The organism is Desulfitobacterium dichloroeliminans LMG P-21439 (assembly GCF_000243135.2).
In the GTDB taxonomy this organism is placed as follows: domain Bacteria; phylum Bacillota; class Desulfitobacteriia; order Desulfitobacteriales; family Desulfitobacteriaceae; genus Desulfitobacterium; species Desulfitobacterium dichloroeliminans.
This window is the reverse complement of record NC_019903.1, coordinates 1,305,612-1,326,073: the sequence shown is the minus strand read 5'-3', so window position 1 is coordinate 1,326,073 and position 20,462 is coordinate 1,305,612. Positions and strand designations below refer to the sequence as shown.

The following is a 20,462-nucleotide window of genomic DNA, read 5'->3' as shown; positions in this document are numbered from 1 at the left end:
TAAGATAGCCTTTTCCCTGATTATCCCATCTGCATGCCGGAGCTTTGCTCCAGTGCCTGGTCAAAAGGGGGCGAATCCGCCGCCTTCTGCTGCTGACTCTGCGTGAGAGCCTGTTTGTATGCGTCGATGACCGCATTATTCAGCTGCTCCCTGAATTCCTTGGTGACAGGGAAGCAGATGTCCTTATATTCGCCGTTTCCCGCCTTGTAGCTGGGCATGGCGATGAACAGCCCCTTGGAGCTGTCCACAACCTTTATATTCCTGATGGCAAAACAGTCATTGAGGTTGACGGATGCATAGGCTCGGACATTGCCTTCCGGACGGATGGAACCGATCTTGACGTCTACCTTCATGGGTATGGTCTGCTCGGCTACAGTCTGTGCAGCTTCTTGCGCTGTGTTGGCCGCATTCTGTGTTTTACGCATTGGTGATTCCTCCTTATAAATTTTTGGAATTAAAAAAAACAGCCTTTCGGCTGCGGCTGATTGGGTTACATGCTTATCTCCGGTCCTTGGTATAGCTCCTGCTCCTGCGGCTTGAAGGATATTTCCTTGAAGCCGAAGCGGTCTACATAGTGAAAGATACTGCCGGAATTATTGTATAATTCGACAACATCCGACATGGAGAGACTATGCCCCTCGTAGCCGGAGGGATGGTCGAGATTGAATTTGGCATATAGGGCCTCCAGCTCGTTGGTATCCACCTCGCCGTCGTAGACCACCCGGTAATTATCCGGATCTGGCTCACCGAAATTCTTCAGCAACTCGTCGTATCCGATGAATTTCATCATGGGGTCAACATCGGGCCTGAGCTGCCAGACACGGCACTTCTTCAGAATCAGTGCATTGCCTTCCGAATCGAGCTTTCCCTCCGCCAGCCGCTCGTAGGTGCCGGGCGTCCACTCCACATTGATTCCCTTGGTGTTTGAAAGATAGGACTTGAGCTCGTCGTTTTCAAACAGGGGGTCTACAACAGCCTTATCCTTGTCGAGATATCCGGCTGTGTTGCCGTAGTAGAGAATTCGGTTGTTTTTAATCTGAATACCGTTCATGAAAGCCTCCTTGTATCACATTCCACTCATTTTCTGCTCCATGCCGAACTCCTGCGAGGATGGCTCCTGAGACACCCAGCCGGTCATGGATTTGATGACCATGGCTTCCTCCTGCGCTCTTGACACGCCCAGCTCCTCGTTGTTGAAGTCGGCAAGCTCTCTGTTTTTCACAGGGTCGCCGGTATCCCAATCCGATTTGTAATAGCCGGTTTCACTATGCTTGACACAAATGAGGCTGCCGTCGCTAGGCAGAACGGAGAAGCACATGTCTGGCAGCTCGCTTATATCTCCAAGCGTGAGACCGTGTTCATCACAGAACTCGGCAAGCGTCATACATTCTCCGAGGAAATTCAGTTCTCCCTTGAACCGGCGATATCCTTCCTGTGGGATGGCGACCGGTTCCGGTGTAAGAACAGTTGCGGCGTGATTCACAGCGACGAGGTTTTCAACCGTTACCGGGCTGCCGGGATCATTGTCCGAGCCGCGCACATCGTAACAGTGAAAACCCTTCGGAACAGTCGACCGCTCGATGCGGGAGTTGGTAAAGAGCGCCGGTTTCCCGAACAGCTCCACATGCTCATGATGTTCTTCTCTGGCATTTACGCTCATAGGCGATTTCTCCTTTCCTGATTTGTAAAACGGTTAGGAACAGCAGCATGATAATCATGGTGCTGTTCCCGTCATCAGAGGATTGGTTACTGGAAATAGAAGCTTACGGAGTAAGTGATATTGCTCTTGTTGTACATGCAGTCGTGGTTGGTGTAATAGTAGAACTCCAGCTGACTGTAGATACCGGGCGACAGGCTGCGGCTGAAGGTGATGCCGTTGGTGGTTGTGCCGTAGTTCAGCTGATCCCACTGTCCAGTCAGCACATTATAGCCGCGAACACGACCGTAGTCGTCGCCGCTGTGACCTGAAACAGGCGGCACCGTGAAGGTATAGTTGGTGATGGTCGCTCCTGCGATGCCCTGTTCCAGAATGACCGATTCAGGGCCGGTCAGCGTCATGCCCCCGCCGCGATTGGGGTCGGCGATAAAGAACACGATAGCCGCCCAAGGCGATTCGGCGCCAGTTGAGTCAACAGCTTTCACACGCACCACATTTTTACCGAGGGGATAAGCAGTGCTTGTCTGTGCCGGACGGCCTTCCCAGACATAGTTGATAGCGTCGCCGTCAGCATCGCTGCTGGAGGCGGTGATTGTAATTGGTACGCCGGGAGCGATGCTGTTGCCGTCAGGAGTACGGTTAATTACCGGAGTTGTGGGCGCAGAGTTGTTCACAGTGAAGGTGATTGGTGTCCAGTCGGAATACAGCCCCCATGCGTCCTTTGCTCTGACATAGACGGTATGAGTACCCACGGAATAATAGCTGTCCGCTGTGTTGCCGGAGTATTCCAGCGTAACAGTGTCGTCGTCCGGATCGGCTGCAAATGCCGAAATGTTTACCTTCAGCTTGCCGTTTAGCGCTGTTCTTGTGACCGTGGCGCTGCCGGTGGGCTTATTCGGTGCAGTATTGGTGATGTTGATGCTCTGCGAATAAGTGAAAGCTCTGCCTGTGTTGTCGGTCGTGCTGGCAGTCAGAACATAGCTGCCAGGTACGCTTATTGTAATAGCGCCGCCGCTGTTTGACAGACTTCCGGTGTAACTCGCCGGGCTTCCGCCTTTGGTCAGCGACCATGTAAGGGTTCTGCCCTCCAATCCCGACATAGTCGGCAGGGATACGTTTATATTGCTCCCGATATGAACAGAGGACGGGATGGTGAACGGGAAGCTGGCTATCGGCTTGATCGTCGCCGTGTTGGATGTAAAGGTGAATTTCCTTCCATTCACATCGGTAGTTTCGCCAATCAGCTTAACAGCAATGGTTTTGTCCGTGCTGATGGTAAGACTACCGCCGCCTGTGCCGACAGTGCCTGTGGCATATTGGGTATAGGACTCGGCCTGACCGCCATCCACAGAGATAAACCAAGCAGTATCCGTGCCGTTAAGCTCTGTACCGGAGACGGTGATTGCCATGGAATCAGTGCTGTAGGTCAGCGGCGGGACGCTGATGCTCATGGTCGGGATGGGAAATACCGTGAAGCTCCTGCTCTTTGTGAAGCTGCGTCCGGTGGGGTCTGTCATGGTCAGGAGCAGAGTGTATTGTCCCTTAGTCGGGAAGGTCAGGCTGCCGCCTGCTTTGGTGAGTGTACCGGATGCATAAATTGAGTACGGTTCAGCACCGCCGTCATCCTTCACGACCGTCCATTCAGAGGTGAGGCTCTCCAAATCCGTACCGCTTACTCTGATCGTTCCGGCTTCACCGTCGTACCAAACCTCCGGCATGCTGAGATTAATCGTTGGGATTGGGCAGACTGTCGTTGATGCACTGTAAGAGAACGCCCTGCCCAGAGCATCCGTCATGGCGACAGTCAGGGTGTAATCTCCGGTCTGCATAAAGCGTATTTTACCGCCGTAGGCATTCAGTGCTCCATCCACAACGTCATATAGCTCAACATTCGTGCCGTCTTTGGTGATTATCCACTCCACCGGCAGTATGTTGTTATTGCCTCGGGTCCTTAGGTCGATGGTTCTGTCGGTATGGGTTGCTTCAGGAAGCTCAAAGCTGATGCTCAGCACTGGCAGGACTTCGATCCTGCCGCCGTTTTCGAACAGGAATACCCGCCCGGTTTCATCGGTAATTCTTGCAATCAGCTCGTAGGTTCCGGCATGCTTGAAGCGGATGGAGCCTCCGCTGTTATCCAGTGTCCCATCGATATATGTCGCCCAATTCTGGAAGCCAAAGCCGTTCTCCAACAGCCACTCAACATTGAGTCCATCCAGTTCCGTGGTTTCCGAAATCACATTGACGATGGTATCGGTGTGGGCGGTTTCCGGTAATGTATATGTGATGCCGGGAACAGGGTAAACCTTGACGGGCGCCGTATAGCTGTAGCTTCTGCCAGCCGGATCGGTGAAGGCGGCTTTCAGAACATACTCGCCTTTATCTATGAAGCGGATATATCCGCCCTCGTTGGTCAGCTCGTCCTGAACCGCATCAGCAAGGACAATAGCTTCTCCGTCCTTGGTCAGCGACCACTGGATTGCAGCGTCGCCAAGGTTCTCAAAGAGTGTTTCCACATGGATCGTTTTGTCGGTATGGGTGATCTCCGGTGCGTAAAAGCCGATGGAGCCTACCGGATAGATGGTTATGGTATGGGAGTCTTCAAAGATTCTGCCGGTTTCGTCGGCGAGCGTCCCGGTTAACATATACACGCCCCTGTCCTTGAAGCGGATATTCCCGCCGCCACTGGTGAGGCTGCCCTCCAGCTCGTCGGCAAGCGCTGCCGCTTCACCATTCTTCGTCAGGCTCCAGCTGACGGTCAGACCTTCCGCTTCGGTCAGAGCTGTGACCACATCCAGCGCCGTGTCGGTATGGGACGCAGCGGGAAGTGAGAATGCTATGCCCGCCACAGGATAGACCTTGGTATTTTCACTATGGGTGAATACTCGGCCGATTTCGTCGGCAATGGACGCTGTGAGCGTATATTTGCCCTTATTCCCGAACACAAAGGTGCCGCCTTCGTTTCCAAGCTCGCCCTCCAGAATGTCTGTCGGCTGGACAGCTTCGCCGTCCTTTGCCGCCGACCACACGATGTCGTGTCCATAGAACTTTTCCAACGGGAAAGTGAGCGTGACTGATTTGTCGGTATGGGTGGTTTCCGGCAGGTCAAAGCTCAGGTCGATAACCGGATACACTGTTACCCGCTTGGACAGCACGGTTTCCTTTCCTCTGGCGTTTTTGGCTGTGGCGGTCAGAGTATACTGTCCTTCCTCCTTGAATTGGATTGTGCCCCCCTCCAAGCCGAGGGTTCCGCTTACAGCATCAGCCAGCTCCATAGGCTGCTGTGAACCATCAACGGCGGTTTTGGTCAGCGTCCAGGTATAGGTTTTCATGTACTTCCATACAGGCATCACATGAATTTCGCTGTCGGTATGAACCGTTTCGTGGAGTTCAAACCTCACCTGTGCGGGAGGATAATATGAGCCGCCTCCTGAGCCGCCGCCAGGATTGCCGGGTGTGGGCGTAGGAGGCAGGGTAGGAGTTGGGGTTGGCTGGTTTTCGTCCGGATTCGTCGGGGTAGGCGTCGGCTGATCCTTGGCTCCGGGAGTCGGACTCGGAGTGGTTGGCGTTGGTTCAGTCGGCTTCGGCGTGACCTTGTCGTTCATATCCTCGGCTTCGCCCTTGGTAGCCGGATCATTGGGACGGATTTTATTATCATCCGTATCTCCGATGATTCCGTTCTCACGGCCGATGATGACATATCCCTTGTCCTCATCCCTGATGTCCGGCTGGTCATCATATCCGCTGTGCCCTTGAGTGTTTTTTGCTTCCTCGTCCTTGCCATCCGCTCTCACGAGCATCTTTAGTATCTCGGCGCGGGTGATCGGGTCGTCGGGATGGAAGCCGTCGGGATAATCGGCGGGGTCAATGATTCCGGCGTCAATGAGTGCTTCGATGTATTTTTCCGACCAGTGACCGTCAATGTCGGAAAAGCTGGGCGGGTCTTTTTCCGCATTTGAGGTATCGAGCGGAATTTCCTGCGCCAGAATTGCGGCGTACTCACCGCGTGTGATGATTTCATCCTGCCCGACAAAGCTCTCCGGATGCAGGCGGTACGCCGTATAGATTCCGCCGCATATAAGGAGAAGGAGAGCAAGGGCAATAATGACGATGCGTTTTCCTTTCTGTTTCATGGGTTTTCTCAATCCTTTCTTTTAATTTTGACAATGAAAAAACCGGAACCCTTTATCTGATTCCGGCCTTAAGCCCATATTGCTTTCATAGCTTCAGCTCCATGCCGCCCGGCTCCTGCTGTTCCTTAAAGAAAGCTTCCAAGACCTCCGGTGAAGGATGAATTAGCTTGCCGTCAATCATCTCGAACACACAGAAGTCATAACGGTCGCAAATCATTACACGGTGCTGATAGTCCTTCTGCATTTCGATGTAGTCCTGCACCTCCTTGGTGCTGCACAGCCATACGCCGGAGGTATATCGGCCGTCCGGCAAAAAGCAATAGCCGCTGTACTGCGGCTCATGGCTTTTGAGATCCAGCGCAGCTGCCGGACGGATCTGCGAGAGTTGCAGCCGGGCGTGGTCGGACAGGATCTCCGGCTTTGCGATACCGAGGATGTCGCTTCGGTTCCAGCGAACCTGCTCACCGTCCGCAAGGGAAACGACAAAAACTGATCGGCCGCTGGGATTGGGATTGCTGCCGAAGCCTCCGGTGCAGAAGTACAGCTGATGCTTGGTGTTACGGAATTCCTCCGATAACACGGAGGGTTTGAGGACTATAACCTTACCGTTGATTGAAAAGTCATACCCGCTCTTCAGACAGTCCTCCTGAGAAAACAATACTTCCTCACTCATGGCGCTGCTCCTTTCTCTGTTCGACCAGCTCCAGCAGTCTTGCGGCGATGCCTATCTGCGTTTCCTCCGGCATGTCGCGGATGGCGGCGCGCACAAACGCTTCCACTGCTTCCGGAGACTGGTCGCCAAGCTCGATGAGATCAACCTTCTTGGCTGTGATGACCCCCTTGTTCACGCCGAGACGCACAATATCGCCATGCTCCATTTCAGCGGATGCGCGGAGCGCCTTGGGAATCAGGACTCTGCCCTTGTCATCAAGGATCTTGTAAATGGGCTTTGCTTTCATACGAAATAACCTTCCTTTCTCATAACCTCCCGCACCGTATCAGGATCAATGCCAATATTGCCGAACAGATCCCGAAGCTCATCCGGCAGATTGTCCAGAATATCTGCTTCCATTATGACGATGGCGCCGTCAGTGAAGATGATATCGAGATCGCTATCCTCCGGAATGCCTGCCGCCTCCAACAGCTCACCGGGTACAAACAGATCACCTTCGTCCTCCGACTCATCCTCCAGCTCATCTTCCTCATCTTCATCTGCATTGTAAAAGACAAGGCTTCCGTTCCCGCCGAAAGCGCCGAGACTGCAGTCCTTCGGAATACCCGCAGCCTCCAGAAGCACATCCGGTATGTGCAGCTCATCCTCCGGAGCGAACACATCCTCATCATCTGGATTAATAATGATATTTGAAGGTTCAGTTGTGCTGAGGTGTATCGGGCTGGGATGGGTTTCCCCTTTCGCAACTGCAAGGGAGACGTACACCTCATCGCCGGGATTGAATCCAGCCCCTCCTACGGTTTTTTCAGAAATGACAAGTCGGCCGTCCTTGTCCACGCATGTACGCATTTCAATCATTTTCATAAAGTAAAACCTCCTGATAAAATAATTTGTTTTCCTGTCATTGCATGCCGAACAATCCGCCGAGGTCGAATAAACCCATCTGGATAGGCATATCCCGCATGCGCTCGCTGGTGTCGTAGTTGGAGATAAGCACCTCGGCATATTCGCAGCCGTTGTCATAGCGCTGCGCAAGGTTGTTGATGCGGCTGACCGCTTCGATGTTGAAGTGCTGATATAACTCACGAATGAATTCGCAGTCGTTGTAGCTGACCAGCCATTTGCCCAGACAGGATGCCAAGGTATCCCGCAAACGGTAATGATCTTCTTTTCTGAATACCACTTCGTAGTGTCCCTCTGTTTGATAATATGGGGGATCGCAGTAAATGAAGGCGTTCTCACGGTCGTATTGCTTGATCAGAGCTTCGAAGTCCTTGTTCTCAATGACCGTGTCCTTGAGTCTGCGGCTTGCCTGCCAGATGAGGTCAAAGGTTTTGTGGATATCGAATGGCTGACAGCCATAGCTGGTGCAGCCGCTTCCGTAGCTTAAACGGATGAGCTTGTAAAAGGCAGCAGCGCGTTTGACGTCATTCATTTGCGCATTTTCCAAGAGGATGAGCTTGATTTCATCAAACTGCGGTGCTGTGAGATACCGCTGGGCGATCTCTATTTCCTCCTGCAGGTACTCGTTCGTGAATTCATCCTTCTCCAGAAATTTTTTCAGGACATTAAACTCATCCCGTCCGTTCAGCGGAAGGAAGCCCAACTCCTTAAGCAAGGCCATGGGGCGGTCACGGATGCAGCGGAACATATTAGCAAGGTCGGAGTTAAAATCGTTGTAAACCTCCATAGCGGTGCCGGGCTTTCGCCCGAACAACACCCAGCCGCCTCCGCCAAAGACTTCAATGTATCTGCCGAATTCCTTCGGCATCCTCTGATAAATCAGATCCCGCAGTGCCTTTTTACCGCCCACCCAGCTGATGGGGCTGTTCATTACATCACCTCCCTCTGCTTCGGCGGCTGATCCTTTCAACCTCTGTTCTCATACAGGAGCCGTCTGTACCCCAGCAGATGAAACCGACGCCGGGATAAGGACATCCAGCACATCGGGCGGTATCTTCGGGCGAAGGCACGGCATACTTTTTAGGTGGTCCGGTTCCTTCTGCGTCGATTTTTACTTCTGTGTTTAAATCATTGTTCATAGTTCAGCCCCTTTCTCGGAAAAACAAAAAGGGCGCTGCCTTTTTTGTAAAGACAGCGCCTTCTCGTTCACTTATTTAGTTATTTGGTTTACATCACAGTTTTTGAAAATGCAAAAAGCGCCCTTCAGCTTCATAGAAACCAAAGAGCGCTACATGTTCATCTGCATTCCCTGATCGGGGTATAGAATAGCGAAGCTTTTAGTCTGCAGATGTGTAACCGCTTCGCTTAACAAAAAATCGGGACGAGCTTTGAGCCAATCGAGATCCTCGGTCATGGCATCCTCCGGCTCTCCCTCACCATAACGGTAGGATTTAACCGCCACCATGATATATTCTGATCCGCCGCAGTCCTCAACCAGCTCTTTGTATAGCCGGGATTTTTGGATGTCCTCCGCTTGGGGGATGCCGCCCATGAGTCCGACGTCTTGGATACCGGTGTTGGTTTCCAGACCGATGATAGAGAACACCTTGCTCATTTACATTCCTCCCATCACCGGACCGCCATATCCAATGTCAGGAGTTTTATTTTTCATCTCCTGCTCCAGCTTTAAGGAATAGTTTTCGTGATTCCAGAAGCTGACATAGATTTCTCCGTTGGACGTTTTAATGGGGCGCTGTTCCAGGCCCTCACCGTATCCGTCACTATTTTGCCCAGACACAAAATTAATGAGCTCGGCGGTTTCTTCGCCGGAGAGCGATTCTTTTAGTCCTGCTGTCATGACTCCCCATAGCTCGCCATCGACGACTTCCACTGACGGGTACAGGCTATACACCTTTTTATTGAGAGCTTCGTCGTGGATGTATTCGGCAAGGCCACGGTCATTTTCAAAAAACCGATTCTCTTTTGCGATTGCGGCGAGGATAGAGTCCTCATACGCTACGGCCTCTTTGGAAGTGATGTCCTCCGGGTTGTCCTCAAATCCATACTCGCCTTGAGGGTAGATGATGATCTTCAGAGGGAAAAAGATACGCATTGTTTCGTTTGCCATTTTGATTTCCTCCATTCTTTTTTACGCTGCCAGGCAATAAAAAAGAGACTATGTTTCTCAAAAAGAAAAATATAGCCTCTCATGCTCCTGCCTGATGGCAGCACATATATAATTGTGTTGGGTCTATATGAAAACAAAGGCATCAGAATTATTCCTGATGCTTTTACTTTCTTTAAGTGAAAAGTATCCCGTCTTTAGATATAGGGATCTGATAGCATCCCAGAATTGTTTTTTTCTTCTATAATCAAGCTTTTCAACAGCATTTTAATATCATCAAAATTCATGCTCTCATTATAACCTCGTCCGGCCTGAAGCCATCTGCAATTCATTAATCTGTCAAATGTAGCCTCGCAACTTCTTCTTGGGCAATGACTTAGGGTTGATTTGAAAAAACTATTATGGACTGAATAATGATGTGTATGAATAAAATTCTCCCATGACTTTACCACATCATCTTCATTTCGAATATCAATTATTTCTATTTCTTCAAATTTCCTATCTGTCACATTTCCCCACGCTTGTTTTAACATAGCAATAGCTGCGGCATCAGATTTAGGAGCGCTATATCCAAAAATCGTTACCATATATGCAACTTCCAGTGCATTCTGCAACGATTTCCAACTCTTCTCTACGGCTTTGATAGATGCATAGTCTTTATTTCTGATAGGATATAATAATTTTACAGGCATAAGATGTTTCCCACAATGAGGACATTCCATAAATGTAGTTCCCATAACATTGCAACTGTCACAAAATCCTACGGCTACATTACCATGTAAAAAAGCTAATTGAGGTAAATTGTCAGTTATTTTAACACACCTTAGATAAGCCTGAACTAATAAAGGATCCCAATTGAATGATGCAATCAAGTCCTTCCTGGTCAAGCTTAACATCAGAAAATCATATACTGTTGGTCCATCAGGAATAACAAAGTCAACGAAATAATTGTATATTCGTTCTTCTAAGTTTAATCGCGCCTGTGTGCAATCATCTCTGTCGTACATTTCCATATAAATATCTTCAAGATTATCACTTTTTGTTTTCAAATTAATGCTTGAAAGGACTCCCTCCATGCCTAACTTCTGAATAAACCCAGACATAGCAGATATTTTTCTACCATTTTTATCTCCGTTTGGTAAAGCTGCCATGCTTGCCCCAGCACCTAATAAAACTACGTGAGGTCTATTTTTCATATGCCGCTCGTATTTTTTATACACCTCGTCATCTGGTTCAGTAAATAAATCATCATTTAGATCCCTGATGATAGGGTTGTAAAGCTCCGCATTATTATCAATTACTATCTTTCCATCGATAAGTTCACCTGGGACAACAAGGGTTTCTTTTAATTCGACTAAGCACGATCCTTCAGATGCAATACAAGAATGCTCTATATCCAAACAAATCGCATTACTCAAAAGTTGCTTTTTAACTTCATTGGGAACATCACCCCAACTTTTCCCCACATAATCATGTGACATATCTCACACCCCGTTTCATTTCTTTAGATAAAATCAAATGTCATCTATAAAACGCCCTAAAAAACAGGGTCAAAAAATGCACTTTTTCGGCTCGATTTTAGCCCATATTTTGCTCCAAAACCACTACATGTAGTGGTTAACCTGCCTCATTTGCCCTTCAAACCACTATTCGTCATCATTATTATACACTCAACGTGGGCGGTCCACCCAAACATATCCACCGGCTGTACCTCACGCACCTGATATCCACCGCTCTGCAGAATACCTAAATCCCTCGCCAATGTTCCGGGGTCACACGACACACAAATGATCTGCTGAGGCTGTAGCTTGATTAGCCCTTCTAGCACCCTACGGTGGGCACCGGCCCGGGGTGGGTCAAGGACCACTAGGTCGGGATGCTCATCTATCTCTTGGAAAGTATCTTCAACTTTCCCCGCAATAAATTCCACATTCTCGATTCGATTATGCTGTGCATTCATTCTGGCATCCTCAACCGCATAAGGATTTTCTTCGATTCCCCAGACCTTCTGAGCCTTGGCAGCTAACGCTAAGGTAATCGTGCCAATGCCGGAATAAAGGTCCCAAACTACCTCTGCGGGTGATCGTTGCGCCCATTGCAAGACCGTAGTATAGAGCTTTTGGGTCTGAATAGGATTGACTTGTAGGAAGGCAAGGGGTGAAACCTTATATTCTAACCCCAAAATTTCTTGTCTAAAGTCCCCTTCCCCTATGAGCAACTCTGGTTTACCTGCGGCGCTAACTCCCCATATTGAGCGAATTCCTGCTCGCTTAGAATTTCCATTGCTTTCGATTGATAACGAATCCATTTTCCCTAAGAGCTCGCGAAGGCTTCCCCCATCACTGACCGGCTCCAAGACAAGCATACCCTCCCCATGTGAATTCTCACGTAAGGTGAGGGCTTTGATTTCCGGTGCTTCCTTGAGTAGGATGTCTTCTATTTCTTTTAACCACCGATTCATCGGCTCACTGATCAATAAGCAATCAGTAAAGCGAACGATGGTATTGCTCTTTTCCTGATGATATCCTAGTCGATGATCAACGCCCCGATGGAACCGACCTTTGTTTCGATAACGCCAAGGGTCCTCCATGCCCATAGTCGGGTGCATAATGACATCATCCATCGCAATCTTGCCAATCCTCATGAGATTGTCGGCCACCCAGCGCTTCTTCCAGGCCAACGTCTCGGGATAGCTAAGATGCTGCAGTTGACAGCCACCGCAAAGGCCGTAGACTGTGCAAGGAGGATTCACGCGCTGACTTGATACGGTCGCATCTAGGACATCTATAAGTCTGCCCCGTTGCCAGCTTTTTTTCTCTTCGAAGATCTGGACTTTCCCTGTTTCGCCCGGTAATAGTCCGGCTACAAAGGTGGCCCTCCCGTCGTGATAGCCCACCCCCGCTCCTTCGGAAGATAGGCGCAGGCACTCCACCTCAATAATTCGCTCTAGCTTCGACTGATTGGAGCGATTCTTTTTATTCACAGAGTTTCCTCCTTCTTTCACCCATCGCCACTTACCTTTGAATCCACACCATTAAGGCCATGAGGGTATTCCATGTTCCATGGGCAATAATTGACGGCCAAAGACTGCCCGATTTTTCGTAAAGCCATGTCAGGACGACTCCGCCCACAAGCAAGGGTAAAAAACGAACCACATCAAAATGCAACAGAGCAAACAAGCCTGCTGTAAACAGAATGCCTTTGCCTCTTCCATATTCTTGTCGAAAAGGTGGATAGAATAACCCTCGAAAGAAAACTTCTTCTTTGATCGGAGCTATTACCCCGCCCAGTAAAATCAGCAAAATCAATTGCCAGTCATATTGCGCCCCCACCAGAACCAGGGTAAAGCTTTGCGGAGCTGGAGTTCCTAAGAGATTAGCGAGGAAATTCCCCAATAAGCCCACAGCGACAAGGAGAAAAACCCCCATCAGCAGTCCCAAGAGAATATAACGAAAAAGTGGTCGAACTAGCCCTAGCTCACGCAAGGGACGCTTGATAAGCCTAAAGAAACCTAGGAGTATGACGAGATAGAGTAAAGCTTCTCCCATACCTACCGTCAAATAGCGAAAGAACCCCTCCAGTTGATCCAATTCTTGAGGAGTCCTGAGCCAGCCAAAAAAGAACTCGAGAGCATATATGATGAGCAATAAAAAAAGCCCCTGCCAGACGTTCCAAGCCGGGCGTCGTGGAGGAATTTCCTTGCTTGCTTTATCACTTGCTTTATTGGAGGTTTTCTCTTCCATCAATAATCTCCTTAACCATCAATGATGTCTATAATGTTATGTTCATTACTTATTTTAATCTAAAGGTCTACAAGTGTCCATAAAGCATGGCTAAAGAAAACCCGACTTTGCTGATCTTTATGATACACGCATCGCATAAGGCGAAGTCGCTGGTTGCCTCATACTATCAAACGATGAAACGATAGAGAATTCATTCATTATGCTAATAAAAAAGAAAAGGAGCCTAACGGCTCCTCTACAGAAAATGCTCCTACTGATATGATAAAATTCGATTTCAAATGTGAGTAGTTTAATAAGAGTCTATCCAAAAAGAAGTGCACTTAATAAAGCAAGTCTCCTTCTTCTGTTGCTCTTTGGATAACCCTCATTGTTAGTTTTAGGGCTTATGGCCTTAAGATCACCTTGATATGTTATCTTACCTTCTAAATCAAGTAGGTTCTGCGGCCTCACCAGACTCCTTGGCATATTTAAATCCACGATGCCACTTTCCTTCAAGAGGTGATAGACAAATTCCGAGCACAAAAACCTATTCTCATTATGCAGAGGCTTGTCCAGTAAACCGTTCACTAAACCCATATAATTGTATTTATATTGGTCGCTATGGGTAATAAAATGCTCTAGCATTTCCTTGGCTTTTTCATATTGCTCTAAGGTTACCTCAACCTCAATAACCACTCCAGGTAAAGTTTTGCAGAATCCATACACTCCCTTGTGGAACTCTTCACTCCGAAAGCGACCAATGAAAGGATTGTAGGTAGTCCTTCTGCCAAAGCTATACATTTGATTAAGTTCTTGATCAAATGTAATGGATGCATGAGTATATTCATCATCTTTAATCATATGGATGAGTTTGGATATTAGGGTGTTGGTTCGGGTCAAAATGATATATACATAATACTTTTTCAATATAATTATCCTCCGAAGTTATTGATATAACCATTATCACAGAAAATCTTAAAGAACTACTAAACAAAATATTAATAATTGCTTAATTTTAGTTTAAAATCTTCTTGAATTTAGGCAGAAAAGCAATTCTGTGCTCAATCCTCAAACCTAAATAGATGAAGATTATCACAAAGGGTATCAACAGTAAAAAACAATCCTTTACCATTATAAATTTTGTGAAGCATAATTACTAGTATTCTTTTCTGTTTATTTAGCCATTTCTGTCCATGGGAAGATTTAACTCAAAAAGCCGGTGCAGGTAATGTAATAATTTACCTTCCACCGGCTTATCTGTAATGCCAAATTACTTAACCATCTGAACTATAAGCATCAATTTTAATAGTGGGATCTTCAAGATAAGTGAACCGCTTTATGATAAACGATTCTTGAAATCCTCATAGCCAAAACGTCGAATCATCTTAAAACCTAATTCTTCGTTGTAGACCACGATATTCGGTAGATTCACACCATTAAACATATTGTTTTTCACCATGGTGTAGTGTGCCATATCGCAAAAGATGAGCTTGTCACCCGGCTTGAGGGGCTCCGGGAACGAGTAATCGCCAATGACATCTCCGGCAAGGCAGGTATTACCTCCCAGCCGATAGGTATAGGGATGTTCTCCCGGTTGACCGGCATTGATAATCGCCGGTCGATATGGCATCTCCAGAACATCAGGCATATGACAGGCGGCGGAAGCATCCAAAATGGCAATCTGCATGCCATTGTCCACAATATCGAGGACTTTGGAGACTAAGAAGCCCGTATTTAAGGCCACAGCCTCGCCCGGTTCCAGATAGATATCAATCTGATACTTTTCCTTTAAATAGTTGATACAGCGAATCAGGGTTTCCAAATCATAATCCGGTCGCGTAATATGATGACCGCCACCTAGGTTAAGCCATTTCATCTTCTTGATGTGCTCGCCGAATTTTTCTTCGACCACCTTGATAGTACGTTCCAAGGTATCCGAGTCTTGTTCACAGAGGGTATGGAAATGCAGACCTTCGACCCCCTCCAGTTCCTCCGGCCGGAAGTTAGCTAGGGTGACTCCTAACCTCGAGTTCTGAAAGCAGGGGTTATAAATATCCGTCTCAATTTCTGAGTATTCCGGATTGACGCGAATCCCACACCCGATTTTGCGAGGATGGCTCTTGATTTTATCCTTAAATTTGCGCCACTGAGCAAAGGAGTTAAAGACCATATGATCACAGTACTCTAACAGTTCATCGATTTCCTCATCAATGTATGCCGGTGCATAGATATGAACTTCTTTGCCCATCTCTTCAAAGCCCAATCGAGCCTCGAACAGGGAGCTGGCCGTAATTCCTTTGAGGTATTGACCGACTAAAGGAAAGACAGCATGCATGGAGAAACCCTTCAAAGCAAGCAAGATGTTGCAGCCAGTCCGATCTTGGACAGACTTCAAAATCTCTAGATTCCTTTTGAGAAGGTTCTCATCCACAACATAACTTGGTGTCGCTAGTTCAGTTACATTCATTGATCTTATTCCTCATCCAATAATGTCGGTGCGAAGTCCTCTTTCCAAGGCAAACCATACTTATTTAAGGCCGCCATATAGGGATCGGGATCGAATTCTTCCACATTATATACCCCGGGCTTTTTCCAAATTCCTTGCATAATCAACATGGCACCAATCATGGCCGGAACCCCTGTAGTATAAGAAATCGCTTGTGAGCCCACTTCAGCATAGCATTCTTGATGGTCACAGATATTGTAAACGTAGTACGTTCTGGGCTTACCGTCTTTAACCCCTTGGATAATACAACCGATATTGGTTTTCCCTTTGGTTCTCGGTCCCAAGGAGGCAGGATCCGGCAGAACAGCTTTTAAAAAATGTAAGGGTATAATTTTGTGACCTTCAAAATCAATAGGCACAATGGAGGTCATGCCAACATTTTGCAAGACGGTTAAATGGTTTAGATAATTATCGGAGAAGGTCATCCAGAAGCGGATTTGTTTAATACCCTTAATATTCTTAGCTAAAGATTCTAATTCTTCATGATAGAGCAGATAGATGTTCTTGGGGCCAACCTCATCTAAATCATACTCTTTCTTAACGGAAAGGGGATCTGTTTCGATCCATTCGCCGTCCTTATAATAGCGACCCTTCGCCGTAATTTCCCGTATATTGATTTCTGGGTTAAAATTCGTCGCAAAAGGATACCCATGATCCCCACCGTTAGCATCAACAATGTCAATGGTGTGGATTTCATCGAAATAGTGCTTTTGTGCGTAGGCACAAAATACCCCGGTCACCCCAGGATCAAAGCCACTTCCCAATAAGGCTGTTAGTCCTGCCTGAGCAAATCTATCTCTGTAAGCCCACTGCCATTTGTATTCAAACTTCGGTACATCCGGTGGTTCGTAATTGGCTGTATCGAGATAATGGACTCCAGTAGCTAAACACGCATCCATAATCGTCAAATCTTGATAAGGAAGCGCCACATTGATAACAATTTCCGGTTTAAAATCTTCAATAAGCTTAATCACATTCTCGGTAATGTCGGCATCAACCTGAGCTACCCTAACTTTGGTCTGACTGCCGATGAGTTTATCTCGGATGTCCTCGCATTTTTTAAGCGTTCGGCTCGCAATACAAATTTCCTCAAACACTTCCGGAACCTGGCAACATTTGTGTGCTACAACGCTGGCGACACCACCGGCCCCAATAATCAAGGCTCTTCCCATGTTAAAACCTCCATTTTCGTTAAAAATTTAGACAAACATGATTATAATTAAAATGCAGTACTTTATCAATAAAATTTCTCGCATTTTAGCGATTTTAGCGCTAAAACATGTTCTAGCTCTACTTACTTATCTGGTTTTAGCAAATACTTACCTTCGTAAGGAAGATTTTCTTTAAAAAGCTTCTTATGAAATACGATCATCACAATGCCGACAATGATTAATACCAAGGATAAACCTTGTGATACACGCAGCCCAGGTATCAAAAATAGACTATCCATTCTCAGACCCTCAATCCAAAAGCGCCCTAGACCATAGCCAATGAAATAAGTGGCGAGGAGCTGACCGGTGAATTTGGTTCTGTGTCGGAAATAGATAAGAAGAAAGAAGACTCCTAAATTCCACATACTCTCGTAAAAGAAAGTGGCTTGGTGCCATTCTCCTAACCAATCGATTAGCACGGCATAAGGAAAAAATTGTAGATTGGGATTCGTGACCAGATTTCCGAAGGCCTCTTGGTTGATATAGTTCCCCCAGCGTCCGATCGCTTGTCCTAGAATCAAACTGGGAACGACGATATCGATGATACGCAACAAAGGAAATTTGTTAAGCTTGGCAAAAATAAGGGCTCCGATGAAGCCGCCAATTACACCACCATAGATTGCTAAACCACCTTTCCAAGTCGCGATGATATCTATCGGATTGGCGGCATATTGGGGCCACTCAAAAATTACGTAATAAACCCTTGCCCCGATAATAGCTAAGGGTAGGACTATCATCAAGAAGTCGAAAATCGCATCACTTTTAAGACCTTGGTGCTCCGCCTCTCGACTAGCTAACCATACCCCAATGATGATGGCAGAAGAAATAATGGCACCATACCAAGCAATATTTAGTCCTTCAATTCCAAATAAGTTTTGTACTAGGAAACGATCTGACATATCTCTAGTCGCCTTTCTTTATAGAATCCTGCCAACATTGTACCATAACCCTATTATCTACTCAAAATTAGTGCATCAAACTTTTTTTATTAAGAGTACATGGATCATTTAATATCTACTATAAAAAAGCCGCAAACGAAGCTTGCGCCCAAGGAAACACTATCCGACCCGCGAGCGTAGCTTATCATACAGAAGAGAGCGATTTGCGGCGGAGGGGCGTCTTGCGGACGATGTTTCCGTAGCATTAACGGAGCCACGGTTCACATCAGGTATTACCCAGAGGTTTGGCGACGAAAGTGTCCGGTGGACAATTTCGCCGAGGCGGAATCCACAGATGATGCTTACCCGCCGAGGATTTTGCTACGGAAACAAGTGCGCTAGCCTTGGAGCGCCTGAGCACGTGATTCTCCGATAAAGAAACCATCCGGTGAATGGTTTCAGGAGATCACGCCCGAAGGTCGCGGATGTATGCTATAGGAAGCTTGGCTTGTGTGAAGAATGTACAGAAGCCCTAGCTGACTTATCCACGGAGTGGAAAAGCTACTCGACCCAAACATAAACGGTATAGCTTAGCTTCGTGGAAGTCTTAAGCTGAAAAAGGCCACGTAAGTATTCCTTACGTGGCCTGACAAGCTTATGCTTCTAACATCATCTTTTCCAAATCAAGCGGCTCAATATACTGCTCCCCGCGATAGGCCCGCATGTTGCCTCCGGAGATTTCATCGATAAGGGCTACGTGATTGTCCTCGCCCACTCTGCCAAACTCAAATTTGATATCATAGAGCTCTAGGTCCTTTTTGGCCATTTCGTCTTTGACAATCTCGCCAATTTTTCGGGTTAGCTGACCCAAGGTCTTATATTCCTCTTTGGTCATGATCCCCAGCATTTCCAGCGCTTCGTCCGTTATCAAGGGGTCATTGCGATCATCATCTTTTAAGGTAACTTCGACATAGCCATCGAGAGGATCACCTGAATTGCAATATTTGCCGTATCTCCGGTGAAAACTGCCCACAGCCTTGTACCTAAGAATAACTTCCACCCCTTGTCCAAAGGGTCTGGCTGGCTTTACCGTCATGGTGTTTTGCTCGATATTAGCTGCCAAATAGTGGGTTGGGATACCCGCCTCATTGATCTTCTCGAAAAAGAACTGAGTCAGACGAAGTCCGGCTTTACCCGCTCCTTCAATCGACAGTCCCACCGTATTCGCACCCGGGTCAAAGACACCATCGGTGCCGGTGACATCATCTTTAAATTTTAGCAGATAGGTTCCGTCTTCTTGACGATAGACATCTTTTGTCTTCCCGGTATATATTTTTTCCATGATATATACTCCCTTCATCCCATCAGGTTTCTTGAGCCAGCATAATACGAAAGCCCAACCTTATCGAGCTACCGAGTTAGCTCAGACTGAACGAGTACCATCTAAGGTCTTCTTAATTGCGTGAAGAAATGCTTCAGTCGTTACCGATTGCTTATGTGGCAGTTCAGAGATTAGGGCCAGATCCTTGGTCATAATCCCTGCTTCAATCGTTTGTAAAGAAGCTTTATCCAGTTGATCAGCAAACATCACTAAATCCTCTAGGCCATCCAACTCACCACGTTTGCGTAATGCACCAGTCCATGCGAATATGGTGGCGATGGGGTTCGTCGAGGTCTCTTCCCCTTGCAGATGCTTGTAATAGTGACGAGTCACCGTGCCGTGGGCAGCCTCATATTCGTAATAGCCTTCTGGTGATACCAACACTGAAGTCATCATCGCTAAGCTACCAAATGCAGTGGCGACCATGTCCGACATGACATCCCCATCGTAGTTCTTACAAGCCCAAATATAACCGCCTTCGGAGCGAATGACGCGAGCTACAGCATCGTCAATCAATGTATAAAAGTATTCCAGCTTGGCCCCTTCAAACTTTTCCTTATACTCCTGATCATAGATCTCTTGAAAAATGTCTTTGAAGGTATGATCATATTGTTTGGAAATAGTATCCTTAGTAGAAAACCACAAATCCTGTTTAACATCTAGGGCATAGTTGAAGCAAGCCCGAGCAAAGCTCTCGATGGAGCTATCCAGGTTATGCATTCCCATTAAGACGCCTTTACCAGGGAAATCAAATATCGTCTGACGAGTTTCTTTGCCTATTTTATCGGTATAGACAAGTTCCGCCTTACCGGGACCCTCAACGCGGTACTCAACATTTCTATAGATATCTCCATAAGCGTGACGAGCAATGGTGATGGGCTTTTTCCAAGTGGTCACCAGAGGCTTAATACCTTCCACAAGGACGGGGGCACGGAATACGGTGCCATCGAGGATCGCTCTGATGGTGCCATTAGGGCTTTTCCACATTTCCTTCAGGTTATATTCCTCGACCCGCTGGGCATTGGGGGTAATGGTCGCACATTTAACGGCTACCCCGTATTTCTTCGTAGCTAGAGCCGCATCGATGGTTATCTGGTCATCGGTCTCATTGCGTTTCTGCAGTCCAAGATCGTAATATTCCGTTTTTAACTCGATATAAGGTTGCAGGAGAATCTCTTTTATGTACTCCCAGATGATTCGGGTCATCTCATCCCCGTCCATCTCCACCAAGGGTACGTTCATTTTGATTTTTTCCATGTCAGCCTCCTTTGAATAA

Annotated in this window: 20 protein-coding genes; all 20 read right to left on the bottom strand. The window is 47.3% G+C overall.

What is annotated here, in order from left to right; all coding sequences use genetic code 11:
* Positions 1 to 20: 20 nt before the first annotated feature.
* Positions 21 to 425, bottom strand: a complete 405-nt coding sequence (locus DESDI_RS06225; protein WP_015261790.1) for a SpoVG family protein — start codon at positions 423 to 425, stop codon at positions 21 to 23.
* A 65-nt stretch (positions 426 to 490) separates the two neighbouring features.
* Positions 491 to 1,051, bottom strand: a complete 561-nt coding sequence (locus DESDI_RS06220) for a YodL domain-containing protein (RefSeq protein WP_015261789.1) — start codon at positions 1,049 to 1,051, stop codon at positions 491 to 493.
* A gap of 15 nt (positions 1,052 to 1,066) precedes the next feature.
* On the bottom strand, positions 1,067 to 1,660 hold the full coding sequence (locus DESDI_RS18035) for an LPD28 domain-containing protein (RefSeq protein WP_015261788.1): 594 nt from the start codon (positions 1,658 to 1,660) through the stop codon (positions 1,067 to 1,069).
* An 86-nt stretch (positions 1,661 to 1,746) separates the two neighbouring features.
* Positions 1,747 to 5,787: an S-layer homology domain-containing protein gene (locus DESDI_RS06205; protein WP_015261787.1), complete on the bottom strand. Its 4,041-nt coding sequence runs from the start codon at positions 5,785 to 5,787 to the stop codon at positions 1,747 to 1,749.
* An 85-nt stretch (positions 5,788 to 5,872) separates the two neighbouring features.
* Positions 5,873 to 6,460 carry a hypothetical protein gene (locus DESDI_RS06200; protein WP_015261786.1) on the bottom strand — a complete coding sequence of 196 codons (588 nt, stop codon included), beginning with the start codon at positions 6,458 to 6,460 and terminating at the stop codon, positions 5,873 to 5,875.
* Positions 6,453 to 6,746, bottom strand: coding sequence for a hypothetical protein (locus DESDI_RS06195; RefSeq protein WP_015261785.1), 294 nt, complete (start codon positions 6,744 to 6,746; stop codon positions 6,453 to 6,455). Before DESDI_RS06195 ends, DESDI_RS06200 begins: the two co-directional genes overlap by 8 nt.
* The gene (locus DESDI_RS06190; RefSeq protein ID WP_242825446.1) at positions 6,743 to 7,309 is read right to left on the bottom strand and encodes a hypothetical protein; all 567 of its coding nucleotides are present in this window, start codon (positions 7,307 to 7,309) and stop codon (positions 6,743 to 6,745) included. The genes DESDI_RS06195 and DESDI_RS06190 overlap by 4 nt, the downstream gene beginning before the upstream one ends.
* A gap of 52 nt (positions 7,310 to 7,361) precedes the next feature.
* On the bottom strand, positions 7,362 to 8,294 hold the full coding sequence (locus DESDI_RS06185; RefSeq protein ID WP_015261783.1) for a DNA adenine methylase: 933 nt from the start codon (positions 8,292 to 8,294) through the stop codon (positions 7,362 to 7,364).
* A gap of 4 nt (positions 8,295 to 8,298) precedes the next feature.
* Positions 8,299 to 8,502, bottom strand: a complete 204-nt coding sequence (locus DESDI_RS06180; RefSeq protein WP_041219316.1) for a hypothetical protein — start codon at positions 8,500 to 8,502, stop codon at positions 8,299 to 8,301.
* 149 nt (positions 8,503 to 8,651) lie between these two features.
* Positions 8,652 to 8,978 (bottom strand): hypothetical protein, encoded by a 327-nt coding sequence (locus DESDI_RS06175; RefSeq protein WP_015261782.1) that lies wholly within the window; start codon positions 8,976 to 8,978, stop codon positions 8,652 to 8,654.
* Positions 8,979 to 9,491 carry a hypothetical protein gene (locus DESDI_RS06170; RefSeq protein ID WP_015261781.1) on the bottom strand — a complete coding sequence of 171 codons (513 nt, stop codon included), beginning with the start codon at positions 9,489 to 9,491 and terminating at the stop codon, positions 8,979 to 8,981.
* Positions 9,492 to 9,685: 194 nt separating this feature from the next.
* Positions 9,686 to 10,969, bottom strand: a complete 1,284-nt coding sequence (locus DESDI_RS18240) for a hypothetical protein (protein ID WP_015261780.1) — start codon at positions 10,967 to 10,969, stop codon at positions 9,686 to 9,688.
* A gap of 146 nt (positions 10,970 to 11,115) precedes the next feature.
* Positions 11,116 to 12,471 (bottom strand): 23S rRNA (uracil(1939)-C(5))-methyltransferase RlmD, encoded by a 1,356-nt coding sequence (gene rlmD, locus DESDI_RS06160; RefSeq protein WP_015261779.1) that lies wholly within the window; start codon positions 12,469 to 12,471, stop codon positions 11,116 to 11,118.
* Positions 12,472 to 12,502: 31 nt separating this feature from the next.
* Positions 12,503 to 13,231 (bottom strand): CPBP family intramembrane glutamic endopeptidase, encoded by a 729-nt coding sequence (locus DESDI_RS06155; RefSeq protein ID WP_015261778.1) that lies wholly within the window; start codon positions 13,229 to 13,231, stop codon positions 12,503 to 12,505.
* Between the two features lie 300 nt (positions 13,232 to 13,531).
* Complete coding sequence (locus DESDI_RS06150; protein WP_015261777.1) at positions 13,532 to 14,137, bottom strand: hypothetical protein; 606 nt, start codon at positions 14,135 to 14,137, stop codon at positions 13,532 to 13,534.
* Positions 14,138 to 14,546: 409 nt separating this feature from the next.
* Positions 14,547 to 15,677 carry a carboxynorspermidine decarboxylase gene (gene nspC, locus DESDI_RS06145; RefSeq protein ID WP_015261776.1) on the bottom strand — a complete coding sequence of 377 codons (1,131 nt, stop codon included), beginning with the start codon at positions 15,675 to 15,677 and terminating at the stop codon, positions 14,547 to 14,549.
* A 5-nt stretch (positions 15,678 to 15,682) separates the two neighbouring features.
* Positions 15,683 to 16,888 (bottom strand): saccharopine dehydrogenase family protein, encoded by a 1,206-nt coding sequence (locus DESDI_RS06140; RefSeq protein ID WP_015261775.1) that lies wholly within the window; start codon positions 16,886 to 16,888, stop codon positions 15,683 to 15,685.
* A gap of 122 nt (positions 16,889 to 17,010) precedes the next feature.
* Positions 17,011 to 17,826, bottom strand: a complete 816-nt coding sequence (lgt, locus tag DESDI_RS06135) for a prolipoprotein diacylglyceryl transferase (RefSeq protein WP_015261774.1) — start codon at positions 17,824 to 17,826, stop codon at positions 17,011 to 17,013.
* A gap of 634 nt (positions 17,827 to 18,460) precedes the next feature.
* Positions 18,461 to 19,147 carry a phosphoribosylaminoimidazolesuccinocarboxamide synthase gene (locus DESDI_RS06130; protein ID WP_015261773.1) on the bottom strand — a complete coding sequence of 229 codons (687 nt, stop codon included), beginning with the start codon at positions 19,145 to 19,147 and terminating at the stop codon, positions 18,461 to 18,463.
* A gap of 81 nt (positions 19,148 to 19,228) precedes the next feature.
* Positions 19,229 to 20,443, bottom strand: a complete 1,215-nt coding sequence (locus tag DESDI_RS06125; RefSeq protein ID WP_015261772.1) for an NADP-dependent isocitrate dehydrogenase — start codon at positions 20,441 to 20,443, stop codon at positions 19,229 to 19,231.
* Positions 20,444 to 20,462 lie beyond the last annotated feature (19 nt).